Source organism: Cyclobacterium sp. (assembly GCF_014762705.1).
Classification (GTDB): Bacteria; Bacteroidota; Bacteroidia; order Cytophagales; family Cyclobacteriaceae; genus Cyclobacterium.
In genome coordinates this window covers 40,317-51,725 of record NZ_JABURL010000013.1, presented here as the reverse complement: position 1 = coordinate 51,725, position 11,409 = coordinate 40,317, and the positions used below count along the sequence as shown (strand labels likewise).

Here is an 11,409-nt window from a genome sequence, read left to right as displayed (position 1 = left end):
ACAAAAAAATCCCCCTTTCCCCTTTTTAAGGGGGATTTTGTGCAATCTGGATTCTTTACTTTATTTTTTGGTTTATATTTTTATTAACCTTATCTAGAATCGAACTGAGGTTACAAGTAAATAGCGTTCTTCATCAGTAGTCCGGGCTTCAATAATTACCCTATTGGAATCTTCCCATAGCTCTTTCGCATATTCAAAATCAATACCATGTTTGATTTTATTGGCCTCGCTTTTTTTGGGGTCATATTCGAACATATTTCAATTATTACCCGAAAATTAATTAAAAAATACACAAATAATGTTTACTAAATGACCTTGCTAAGGAAATAGCCCTAACTGCTTACAAATTAAATTGGAAGAAATAAATCAATCCATGGGAAATCCCTGGACAATGGTTCATTGCGAAGAGGTTTCTAGCCGGGATGAGGCAATGGAAAGAGAACGGCAGATAAAAAATCTGGGCAGCAGACGGTATTTACAGCGAATTAACAATCCCGACAGGCCAGACGATTCCGGTAGCGTATCCTGACTCGGGTCAGATGTTCAAATTGAGCGAATCCAGATGCCAGCCAGGGCAACCCAACCAGGGTAACGAACATCATACAGATTTCCTTGAATGCTTATCGAGAACAAAGGTCAGGCTTGTCTATACATCAATCATTATTTTACCCTATTTAACTGTTGCATTCCGCAACCCCAAACCAACCGTATGCGGAACCGCCTAAAGAATAGGAGAAGGGGATGCTATCTGACTTTTCATGAAGGCAATGGGAAAGCAGGACCCTGGAGAATTATCCGCCAATTTCAAAGCTGGTTTACTTTTTTTATTGCGAAAATAGTACCTTGCCTTGTGCATAATAAATTCCTGCTTGGAGTTTTTTCAGCGCGCAATTTTTGTAATCAACGAAAAAGGTAATTTGCAAATTGAAAATGGTATTTAAATCAGCTTTATTCGCAATGTTTGCGGGTATTTGCTTTCAATCCCTGGCACAGGTGATAGAAATCAAACCCTACCTTCAAGATGTGGAGCCAAATTCGGCAATTGTCATGTGGCAAACCTCCGAGGGCGAAGAGAGTATCGTGGAATGGGGTACCAGTCCCAATCTAAGCGAAAAAGTTACCGGTACTTCTGAAGCGATCAATTTTGACGATGTACGGGTACATACCGTTAAAATTACCGGGTTGGAACGGTTTACCGAATACTATTACCGGGTGCGTACCGGAAATGCTCGGTCAGATATTTTTCAATTTAAAACACCTCCCTTTTCTAGCGACGGTAAAGATTTTAAGTTGGTTGCGATGAGCGATATGCAGTATGACCACAATCAACCTGATAAATTTAGGGAAGTGTTGAACGAGGGGGTGATTGGCTATCTTGAAAAAGAGTTTGGAGGGTCCCTACCCGATAACCTGGCAATGGTGCTGATACCGGGAGATCTGGTAGAAAATGGCGCTAAATTTTTTCAATGGAAAGAGCATTTTTTTAAGCCCGCAGAGAAACTATTCGCCCAAGTACCGGTATATCCCGTACCCGGAAACCATGAGCGCAATTCCGTATACTACTTCAAGTATTTTAGTTTGCCTGAGAACGGCACGCCTGCCTATGCAGAACATTGGTGGTACAAAGATTACGGCAACACCCGGGTAATTGGTTTGGACTCAAACGATGGTTACAGGGATCTGCGGGAACAATTGGATTGGCTAAAAGAACTATTGGCTGACACAGAAAAGGATGATAAAATCGATTTCGTTTTTGCGCAATTGCATCATCCGTTTAAGTCAGAACTTTGGATTCCGGGCGAAGAAGACTTTACCGGGCGGATCGTTAAAGAATTGGAACAATTTTCGACCAAAACCGGAAAGCCCAGTATTCACTTTTTTGGCCATACCCACGGATATTCCAGGGGACAGTCCAGGGACCACAAACACCTCTGGATCAATGTGGCCTCAGCAGGAGGTGCCATCGATAACTGGGGTGAATTTGAAGGCAGGGATTATGATGAGTTTACCGTTACGCAAGACGAATACGGATTTGTCATGGTGTCTGTAGATGGCGATAGAAGCGATCCAAAATTTACCATCAAACGAATCAGCCGCGGCAATACCATCGCGCACCGGGAGAATGAATTGAGAGATAGCATTACCGTATGGAGAAACGAACGCAAACCGGATACCCCGGAAGCTGTTTCGCCAACGGGATCAGGGGTTTCCATCAAGTGTGCCGTCTTGAAAGCCAGCCCCTTCACCAGCGATTATTCGGGTACCTTTCACGCCGCTTCACATTGGCAAATGTCAACATCGAAGAGTTTTGAAAAATTGGATTTTGAGAGCTGGCAACAATTTCAGAATTGGTATTACAAAGAAAACCGACAAAAGGACGATGACTTAACGGATGAAAAAACGGAGCGACTTGCGCCCAATACCAGGTATTATTGGCGGGTTCGTTACCGTGATCAAAACCTGAATTGGAGTGATTGGTCGGCGGTCAAGACGTTTCAGACCGTAGACGAATGATAATTGACACCTTGGTTTTAAATAATCCGGAGTATACTGACCCCTAAAAGTCTACCCTATTTAATTTGACTATTTCAGCGATTTTTTGGTCACTTGGACTATAGTAAAACCCAATGGGTTCTGAATAATACATTATGAATTTAGAGGGTGCCTGAGCAGTTGGTAAAAAATTCTTTCAAAAAACCCAAAAACCAATTAGATTGAGATACCGTTGGGTGGTGGCAAATGAGAAGAAAAGGAAACAGCGGTTATGAAACCCTATAAGCACATTTTTCCTTTTTTGGTCTAACTTTCAGTCTGTTATCATGGATAGGTATAAAAATAAATACCGCAATGCATCAGCACGTGCCCAATGGTGGGATTACGGTTGGAATGGGGCGTATTTCATCACCATATGTACCCGAGGGCGGGAACATTTTTTTGGTGAAATCGATAATGGGATAATGAAATTATCCCCCATGGGTGTGATTGCCGATATTTTGTGGCACGAAATCCCAAACCATGCATCATTTGTTGGACTGGGTGATTTTGTGGTTATGCCCAATCATATTCATGGAATATTGATATTGGATAAACCGGAGGTTGAAAACGATGGACGTGTTGATGGACCGAACGTTGTAGGGACGGGGCATGCCCCGTCCCTACAATCGTCGCAAATACCATGGAAACAAATGAACAACAAAACACCAAATTCCCCTACAATTGGACAAACCCGGTTTCAAAATATCGGAAAAAATACGGTTTCGTCAATAATTGGATCCTACAAATCTGCCGTTACCAAACACGCCAACCGTTTGGGATTAGAAAATGGATGGCAATCCCGTTTTCACGATCACATTATTAGAAATGACGCAGCATATCAACGGATTTCTGATTATATCATCAACAATCCTGTAAATTGGAAGGGTGACAAATTTAATAGCAAATGAACATCACAATTGAAAAAATCAATTTGGGTAAACTGAATAATGTCCGCAAAATCACTCTTGACAAAGAAGGACAGTTTTATTCTCCCAACAAACCTACAGATGTTTACCTTAATGTTTGAACCAAAGATTTCAAATTAATCGCAGAATGCCATATCCAATCAACAGATGAACGCCCTCCTTTTCATTTTAGTAAGGATGGGAAATTATGGCTGTTTGAAAACCTGGAAGATGAAATGGGGTTTGTCCGGATGGACATTACCTGGTAATTAACCAATGGTATCACAGGTTCAATTCCCGCTACGCACCCATTTCTCCACCTCTTCCCGGTAGGACTCCCCGATAGAAAATTCCTGATCCCCCAAAAAAAGACTGTTTTTGCGAATAGCGGTAATTTCTGCCAGCGCCACGGAATAGGATTTATGGATGCGGATAAATTTCCCGGGCGGTAAAATCCTTTCAAGTTCTTTGAAACTCATCCGTACCAGTAGCGGCTGTTCCTGGCTTTTGAGATGGAATTTGATGTAGTCCCCATAGCCTTTCAACCAGCGGATATCATCAAACCTGATTTTAAGTTGACTGTAATCCACGTTGGCAAAAAAATGGTCGGGGATATTTGCAGTGGAGAGGGACTTGCCTGTTTTCAATTCATGAAGTTCCCTGGCCCGATTGCAGGATTTGATAAACCGCTCCAGCGGTACCGGCTTGACCAGGTAGTCGACCACATCCAGGTCATAACTGTCTACGGCATATTGGTTGTAGGCGGTGATGAAGATAACAATGGGTTTCACCTTCAGGCTGGAAATAAACTGAAATCCTGTCAGATCAGGCATTTGGATATCGGCAAATACCAGATCAACAGTATGTAAGCGGAGTGCTTCCATGGCTTCAAAAGCATCGCTGCAAACCGCTACCAACTTTAAAAAGGGTACTTTGCTGATATAGTCTTTCAGCAATTCCAAGGCCAGGGGCTCGTCATCTATGGCGATACAGGTTATCATCTCTTCTCATGGTTTGTTGCGATAGTACAGGAAAAACAGCTCCCGGTACCCTTAGGAAGATGGAGTTTGGTAATATTGACTAATAGCATTTGTACTTTCCATACGATTTGTGTCGCAGCTAGCCTAAGGTAAGCATTTTGAATAAGAATTGAATAATAAAATTATTGCTGTCCTGAATTTGTATCGCCTGAAAAGGCATAAAAAGAAACCGACCTGTAAAGACCGGTTTCTCTGGGGTAATCCATTCCCCTTAATTGAGTTTTCCTGAGTTAATCTATTGTGAAATGTTGGAAGTAGGTCTTTTTCCCATCTTTTACGGTGATGGTATATTCGTCCTTTATGGCTTTTTCAAAGTTAAAAACTTTGTCAAAACTTCCATTTACCTTTTCAGAAGCACTGAATATTTCGTCTTCGCTGCTGTTGGTGATTTTTATGTCCACTTTTTTCAGCTCTTCGTCCGATAAAGTTAAAATCACTTTGTCTCCAATTACTTTAAAGACAGAAGTTGCGATTTTTTCCTCTTTTTGGGTGATGGCTATTTTATCGCCTTTGACATCAAGCGTGTAAGTCACGCTGGCCTGAGGGTTATCTATGGAAAAGTAATAGGTGCCCGATGCCAGTTGTTCCAGGTTAAACTTTTTAGCGTAATTGTTGTCATATACGGTAGTATAAAATAAGGTATTGGCGGTTTTATCTGTAATTTTTATGGTCGAGGATTTAGCATTGGAATCCAGGGTAAAAAACAGATTTTTACCCTCATGGCTACTGATCAGGGTATTGGTTGGGACAGGCGTCATGCTGGTTAAGGATACCAGAACTAATGCGACTATTACGGAAATTTTCATTATGTTTTTCATGTTTTTTCGATTTATGCCTGCCAGCTGGCAGACTATTGTTGAATGATTTATAGGTCAAACATAAGGAGGATAAAGGGCCTGAATCCGGGAAGGAGATCAACCTGAAAAAGTTTGCGATGAATCCCGAAAATCTTGCGGTGAAGATTTTTACAAATCTACAGCCGATATGAAATTGTACTTTTATTAATCAGGGCAAACCTCCATGTTTAATCCCATTTATCCGGATATAGGGTGAATCACATGTAGTGATGTACTGAAAATTGAATTTTCTAATGTTAGTATCTTTCCTATTTTAGTCTATTAATCACTTGCCCAAGTGAATTAAGAGGCTAAAAAATAAAACAAAAATTTTATTGATATACGAAAAGAGCCCTGGGCCGACAAAAAACCGAGGTGCGCGGCTGGGTGGCGGGAGGAAGGATTTTTTGTCTTGAATTTTTTGTTTCTTTTTGTCTCTTAAGAAACAGTTTAAACTAAAGCACTGCCTCTACCAATTCAAGACCTAATTTTGATGCCTGTCTTTTAAGGTATACCATGCGTTTATCCCTAAATTTTTTATCGTATTCTTCAATGGGAATAGGGGTGAATTCCGTCTGGTTTCCGATCATGTTGTAAAAAATCACAGCCAGTTTTCTGGCCGTTGCCTTGGTAGCGTACAGTGGGCCTCCTTTTGCCTTCATCCTTCGGTAAAAGGCCCCGAGGTAGTGTTCGCTTCTCTGGAGCGCATATGCTGCCATCCTAAAAGCCTGCCCTGCTTTGTTTTTACTCTTCTTCCGTTTGTTTCTCAATAGTTTTCCTCCAGATATTCGGTTGTTGGGACAGAGATTTAGCCAGGAGATAAAGTGCTTCTCCGTAGGCCATTTGCTAAGATCAAGGCCGACTTCTGAAACGATCTCCATAGCGCTGACCTCGCTTATTCCGAATACCTCCGTTAGGTCTACACCCGTAATGTTCTTCAGGTATGGGGTTGCGTTAAAGTTCAGCCTGTTCTTAGTATATACTTTTCTTGGAAGATTCTGACTTAGTTCGGTGTTTTCCTTGCTTGCCAGTATTTCCATGTGCTCCTTAATTTGGTTATCACATTCGGCTATCTTTTGTTTGTATATCAGGTAAAGCTCGAATGACTGCCTCAACTCAAACAGCGGCCCGTCCTTCCAGTTACCTTCCAGGGAGAGTATGATATCTTCTTTTTTTGCCTTGACTCTGTCTGAGGCAAGCGAGGCCAGTCTCCCGGCGTCACGTTCCCCGGCAAGTATCGCCCGTATGATGAGCTGGCCAGATTTTCCCGTGATGTCCGTAATTACATTGTGTAGCTTCACATTGAGCTGTTCGAAGGCCTTTTGAATGCGCAGGACCTGGGTAGAGTAGTCCTGGGTGAGGTTTTTCCTGTGCCTCATGTAACCGCGGAGTGTCCTAATCATTTCTTCGGGCTGGAAACTGGCAGAAAGCAGTCCATATGAATGCAGCTGTTGAATCCATTGACAGTCCAGTACATCTGTCTTTCTTCCCGAAACGTTTTTAATGTGTTGTGCATTCACCAGAAAAACTTCAAAACCGTACTCCTCAAGTATTAAAAACAATTGTAGCCAATAAATACCTGTGGATTCCATCGCCACCGTCTTTATATGGCATTGTTTCAGCCATTTTGCCAGTTCATGAAGGTCTCTGGTAAAACTGCCAAACCTTCTTACGGGAGTCTACGACCTGTCTGCCGGAACGGCTACAAAATGAAACGAACCTCCGATGTCGACCCCTGCAGCATCGGGGTTGACCATGCTGATTTTCGTCTTCTTGTTGGTTTTCATGATCGTTTATTTTTGGGTTGATAATATAACCGCCAAAGCCCAGCCGCTAACGAATACTTATTCTGTTAAACGGGATCTGGTAAACCTGTCACCAATATTGGGTTCAAAAGCGGTCGGGATCACACTTGACCACAGGATCTGGCACTAATCAAAATCACGATCTTAACTGCTATGACGGTCAATGCATTAAACGCATGTTTCCTTAAATTGTGTCATTTTTAAAAATGCAGTTCACTTGAAACAAAAAGAAAGAGGAAAGAAGAATCAATTCACAAGATTAAGGTCCAATTTATAAAACCAGTATAATCCAATTAATTATTAAAAGACAATTAAAAAAAAATTTTCAAAATTCTACTTGATTTTAGAATTTAATATCTCCCTATCGTTTTTAATAGGGATGAATCCGGAAAATCTTGCGGTGAAAGTTTTTACAAATCTACAGCCAATATGAAAATGTACCACTATTCAACAGGGAATACCTCCATGTTTTAATCGAACTTGTCCGGATTCAGTCCAGAAAATAATTTTGACACCATAAATTCTTACCTGGGCAGGTAATAAAAATGCCCATCTTCGCCCCCTACCAACAATTCCCAAACGCCATCTTTATCCCAATCCACAAAAGTAGGACTAGTAGTATGACCGGCAAGCATTTGCTCGGTGAACGGCTCGTGGTATTGAAAAACTACTTTATCCGGGCTTTGGTTGATATTTTCGAAAAGGGATACATTCAGACTATTCACCAACAGGTCAAGGTCGCCATCATTATCCCAGTCCACAAAAGTGATTTTTCTTCTGCCACTGCTACCCGCCTCTGCGGTATTAAGCCGTAGCAGGCCATCTCCTGTATCCTCAACTATATTTTTGTTGTTAAAGGTTGCTCCGTTTTTGCCAAAAAAGATTCTTTTTCCCGGCTTCAGGATGGTGGTTCCTTCTTTGCTGCTGCCCTGATACCAGGCCAGATAGCCCTCATGGTCCAGCATGACCAGGTCCATGATCCCATCTTTGTCCCAATCGATGGCATAGGGGGTAGTTCTCCATTGGGTAACCAGTTCATCTGCGGCCGGCTTCCACCAATTCCAGGCCGGATAGGGCGGATCCTGATCTCCCCAGTCTATCCTGACGGGCTGGGGTTCCTGGAGTTCCGTTCCGGTATTTTGGATCCATTCCACTTTGCCCCAGATGGAATTAAAGATAATATCCTGATGACCGTCACCATCCCAGTCCGCCACAGAGAGGGTGGTGTAGCCCCATTTGGCTTCGGCAGGCCCCTGAATGGACCCATTGTCTCCAGCCTGTATGCGTATGGCCTCCCCTTTTACTTCCAGTAATTCCGGCTCTGCCCATCGGGGTTCAGGCCCACCACTTAGATTTTCGATAAAGGCAATGTGGCCGGCCGAATTTCCGGCTATGATATCTTCATCTCCATCCTGGTCCCAATCCACACTTACGGGAGTTACGAGGGCACCAAATTTCAAATGATCGGCTTGCTGCCGGAAATACCTGGGAGAAGTGAATTCCGGGATCCCTTTGTGGATTTCCCCGGTATTTTGCAGCCAGGCCACCCTGCCGTCTTCATCCCCTACAATCAGGTCTACATGGCCATCCTTGTCCCAATCAACGGCCACAGGGATGATCATCTCCAGGTCCATTTTGATGGTACCTTCCTGGTTTTCCAAAAATACGCCTTTGCTATATACAGGTTGCTCCCGGCTGCCCACGTTTTCGAAATAGGTCATGCGGTCCAGAAATTCTCCACAAATCAAATCCAGGTCCCCGTCCCCATCAAAATCCGCCAGGTTAGGAGAAGGAGCGCCGTACACGTCGATTTCCTCTCCCCCGCCCTGTAGCCGCCCGCGGTTATGGTATTCACCGTCCCGGTTTTCCAAAAGGTACACATAACCATGCAAGGGGCCATTCACCCAAATGCCGGTACTATCATAAGCGTTGTCCCAGCCATAGTCCGACCAGTCGTCCATACCGACCAGTATATCCAGGTCTCCGTCTCCATCGTAATCGGCCATTTTCCATTGATTGAAGCGGGGGCTCTTCCCTAAATCCTTGGTGAGTTCTTCAATAGGAAACAGCGCCTCAGGCAGGGAATCAAGGGCTGTGCGGAAATCCTGAAGTTCGGCACCGGGAATGGTCACCTTTGGTGCCCCCAGTCCGGTATGTGAAATCTGAACCTTGGAAATGGCATCTCCTAACCGTACCGGAGGAGCAAATACCGGAAAGGCTTCCCCACTGGTATTTTCGAAAAAGTAAAGCCCGTTAAAGGGCTTGTCCGGGCAGGAAACCAGCAGATCCATGTCACCATCCCCGTCATAGTCCATAGGCAGGGGCCAGGCCCAAAGTCCAACACCCAGGAAAGCGGTGGCATCCGGTCGGTTATAGTTGACCCGGGTAAATTCAGCACTTGTTTCAATTGTGGTGGATTGCGGATGCTGGCAAGCTGCCCCCAGCAGCAGAATCAAAATAATAAGGAAAGGACGCATATGCAGGAAGATTAACATGTTTCAATATTTAAGAGCTGGACCAAATAGGGATTATTCCTATTGTTTTACCCATTGGGAAGCAAAACGGGCCATTTTAACCCCTACCCATGTAAGGCATGCCACTGGCCATCACTGTAATCCAGGGAATATTGGTATCCAGGGGTAGGCCAGCCATATAGACAACAGCCCGGCCTACCTCAGCCACATCCATGGTAGGCTCAACCTTGTGCGTCCCATCTGCCTGCAGAATGCCTTTTTCAATCTTTTGGGTCATGGCGCTTTTCGCATTGCCAATATCGATTTGCCCGCAGACGATATCGTGAGGCCTGCCATCCAGGTTGGTGGATCGGGTGAGGCCGGTGATGGCATGTTTGCTTGCGGTATAGGCCACTGACAAGGGCCTGGGGGCATGCGCTGAAAGTGATCCATTATTGATGATGCGCCCACCTTTTGGCCGCTGTTTCTGCATCAGCCTGAAGGCTTCCTGGGTGCAAAGAAAGGCACCTGTAAGGTTGGTGTCTATGACCATTTTCCAATCGGCAAAGGCCAGTTCTTCCAAAGGTACTGAAGGGGCATTTACACCGGCATTGTTAAACAACAGGTCCAGCCGGCCAAAGCTTTGCTCCGTCTTTAAAAAAAGTTGTCTTACATCGGCTGGGTCGGTAATATCTGCAGGGCAGACCAGGTGACCTTTTCCAGTGCAAAGCCGCGCTGTTTCTTTAAGCGGCTCTTCTTTTCTACCCGTGAGGATCAGACTCCAGCCTTCCCTGCCCAGTGCTTGTGCCACTGCCCTGCCAATCCCTGAACCGGCACCTGTTATGATAGCGGTTTTAACTTCCTCATTCATAAATTTTGTAGTTGAATATTTTCTTCCCGGATATAGTTCCGGATAATTTCTTCCACATCTCTGTCGGCGGTAAACCCGAGTTGATCCGCTTTTTGGGTATCAAAATGGGGTGGCCAGGTCAAAACAATACTTTGCAAAAAACGATCTGGTTCGTAGGTAAGGCGTTGGATTACTTCTGGTCCCGCCACTTTTTCCAGGCAATCGATCATGTGTTGCACCGAAACGGTCAGGCCCGGCAGGTTGATGCAGCGGTCCTCCCCTATCACTTCCGCATCCAATGCGGCGGCATGGATAAAGTTTTTCACTACCTGTTTGGGAGAAAGGATCCAGAATTCCGATGCAGGATCTACCGGATAGCTGGCCTGCTGTCCATTCAGTGGTTCGCGGATGATGCCGCTTAAAAATGAGGAAGTGGCGGCATTGGGTTTTCCCGGGCGAACTGTGATGGTGGGCAGCCTCAGGCAGCGGGCGTCCACAAAACCCCTGCGGCTATAGTCATTCATCAGCAGGTCTACGATGGCCTTTTGGGTACCATAGGAGCTTCTGGGCTTTGGGGCAGTATTTTCCGAAATGACCTGCCGGACATCTCCGCCAAAAATACCACATGAACTGGCAAATACGATTCGGGGCTGATGCCCCAGTGCACGGCATTTTTCCAACAGGTGCAATGAACCTTTGAGATTGACTTTCATGCCCAGGTCAAAATTTTTCTCTGCTTCACCACTAACTACTGCGGCGAGGTGAAAAATCAAATCGGGTTTTTTTTCCAGCAACAGGTCTGTTTGAGTCTGGTCCCCAAAATCTCCCTCCACACAGCTAAAGCCTGGGTCTTTTTTCAGGGATTCAGGGAATTGTCGGTCGAAAAGGCTGATGGAAGCTGAGGGGTTATTTTGCCGGAATTCCATGGCCAGCCGGCTCCCTATAAATCCTCCTGCTCCGATAATCAATACATGCATAGGTAATT

At 44.5% G+C, this 11,409-nt stretch carries 10 protein-coding genes and 1 pseudogene; 4 read left to right on the top strand and 7 right to left on the bottom strand.

Going from position 1 to position 11,409, the window contains the following annotated elements; genetic code table 11:
• Positions 1 to 93: 93 nt before the first annotated feature.
• The gene (locus HUJ21_RS01060) at positions 94 to 255 is read right to left on the bottom strand and encodes a BrnT family toxin (protein ID WP_291366579.1); all 162 of its coding nucleotides are present in this window, start codon (positions 253 to 255) and stop codon (positions 94 to 96) included.
• Positions 256 to 373: 118 nt separating this feature from the next.
• Here HUJ21_RS01060 and HUJ21_RS01055 point away from each other — a divergent pair, with 118 nt between their 5' ends.
• The 4 genes from HUJ21_RS01055 to HUJ21_RS01040 all read left to right on the top strand — a co-directional run bounded on the left by HUJ21_RS01055 (position 374) and on the right by HUJ21_RS01040 (position 3,562).
• Complete coding sequence (locus tag HUJ21_RS01055) at positions 374 to 529, top strand: hypothetical protein (protein WP_291366577.1); 156 nt, start codon at positions 374 to 376, stop codon at positions 527 to 529.
• A gap of 428 nt (positions 530 to 957) precedes the next feature.
• Positions 958 to 2,514 carry a fibronectin type III domain-containing protein gene (locus tag HUJ21_RS01050; protein WP_291366575.1) on the top strand — a complete coding sequence of 519 codons (1,557 nt, stop codon included), beginning with the start codon at positions 958 to 960 and terminating at the stop codon, positions 2,512 to 2,514.
• Positions 2,515 to 2,819: 305 nt separating this feature from the next.
• On the top strand, positions 2,820 to 3,443 hold the full coding sequence (locus HUJ21_RS01045) for a transposase (RefSeq protein WP_291366573.1): 624 nt from the start codon (positions 2,820 to 2,822) through the stop codon (positions 3,441 to 3,443).
• Positions 3,440 to 3,562, top strand: coding sequence for a hypothetical protein (locus HUJ21_RS01040; RefSeq protein WP_291366571.1), 123 nt, complete (start codon positions 3,440 to 3,442; stop codon positions 3,560 to 3,562). The genes HUJ21_RS01045 and HUJ21_RS01040 overlap by 4 nt, the downstream gene beginning before the upstream one ends.
• Positions 3,563 to 3,730: 168 nt before the next feature.
• On the opposite strand, the gene HUJ21_RS01035 is transcribed toward HUJ21_RS01040, so the two are convergent.
• From HUJ21_RS01035 to denD, 6 genes and pseudogenes are all read right to left on the bottom strand, one after another.
• Entirely contained in the window at positions 3,731 to 4,441 is a 711-nt protein-coding gene (locus tag HUJ21_RS01035) for a LytTR family DNA-binding domain-containing protein (RefSeq protein WP_291366569.1), read from the bottom strand.
• A gap of 269 nt (positions 4,442 to 4,710) precedes the next feature.
• Positions 4,711 to 5,298 carry a hypothetical protein gene (locus HUJ21_RS01030; RefSeq protein ID WP_291366567.1) on the bottom strand — a complete coding sequence of 196 codons (588 nt, stop codon included), beginning with the start codon at positions 5,296 to 5,298 and terminating at the stop codon, positions 4,711 to 4,713.
• 473 nt (positions 5,299 to 5,771) lie between these two features.
• Positions 5,772 to 6,974, bottom strand: a pseudogene (locus tag HUJ21_RS01025) (IS110 family transposase); the annotation flags it as partial.
• 671 nt (positions 6,975 to 7,645) lie between these two features.
• Positions 7,646 to 9,598 carry a VCBS repeat-containing protein gene (locus HUJ21_RS01020; RefSeq protein WP_291366565.1) on the bottom strand — a complete coding sequence of 651 codons (1,953 nt, stop codon included), beginning with the start codon at positions 9,596 to 9,598 and terminating at the stop codon, positions 7,646 to 7,648.
• Between the two features lie 94 nt (positions 9,599 to 9,692).
• A complete protein-coding gene (locus HUJ21_RS01015) occupies positions 9,693 to 10,445 on the bottom strand; it encodes an SDR family oxidoreductase (RefSeq protein ID WP_291366563.1) in 753 nt (250 codons plus the stop codon).
• The gene (denD, locus tag HUJ21_RS01010; RefSeq protein WP_291366561.1) at positions 10,442 to 11,401 is read right to left on the bottom strand and encodes a D-erythronate dehydrogenase; all 960 of its coding nucleotides are present in this window, start codon (positions 11,399 to 11,401) and stop codon (positions 10,442 to 10,444) included. Before denD ends, HUJ21_RS01015 begins: the two co-directional genes overlap by 4 nt.
• Between the last annotated feature and the right edge of the window lie 8 nt (positions 11,402 to 11,409).

What these genes read in the sequence shown, in the direction of transcription:
- HUJ21_RS01060 (WP_291366579.1), bottom strand. Translation starts at nt 255, where the DNA reads ATGTTCGAATATGACCCCAAAAAAAGCGAGGCCAATAAAATCAAACAT.
- HUJ21_RS01055 (WP_291366577.1), top strand. Translation starts at nt 374, where the DNA reads ATGGGAAATCCCTGGACAATGGTTCATTGCGAAGAGGTTTCTAGCCGG.
- HUJ21_RS01050 (WP_291366575.1), top strand. Translation starts at nt 958, where the DNA reads ATGTTTGCGGGTATTTGCTTTCAATCCCTGGCACAGGTGATAGAAATC.
- HUJ21_RS01045 (WP_291366573.1), top strand. Translation starts at nt 2,820, where the DNA reads ATGGATAGGTATAAAAATAAATACCGCAATGCATCAGCACGTGCCCAA.
- HUJ21_RS01040 (WP_291366571.1), top strand. Translation starts at nt 3,440, where the DNA reads ATGAACATCACAATTGAAAAAATCAATTTGGGTAAACTGAATAATGTC.
- HUJ21_RS01035 (WP_291366569.1), bottom strand. Translation starts at nt 4,441, where the DNA reads ATGATAACCTGTATCGCCATAGATGACGAGCCCCTGGCCTTGGAATTG.
- HUJ21_RS01030 (WP_291366567.1), bottom strand. Translation starts at nt 5,298, where the DNA reads ATGAAAAACATAATGAAAATTTCCGTAATAGTCGCATTAGTTCTGGTA.
- HUJ21_RS01020 (WP_291366565.1), bottom strand. Translation starts at nt 9,598, where the DNA reads ATGCGTCCTTTCCTTATTATTTTGATTCTGCTGCTGGGGGCAGCTTGC.
- HUJ21_RS01015 (WP_291366563.1), bottom strand. Translation starts at nt 10,445, where the DNA reads ATGAATGAGGAAGTTAAAACCGCTATCATAACAGGTGCCGGTTCAGGG.
- denD (WP_291366561.1), bottom strand. Translation starts at nt 11,401, where the DNA reads ATGCATGTATTGATTATCGGAGCAGGAGGATTTATAGGGAGCCGGCTG.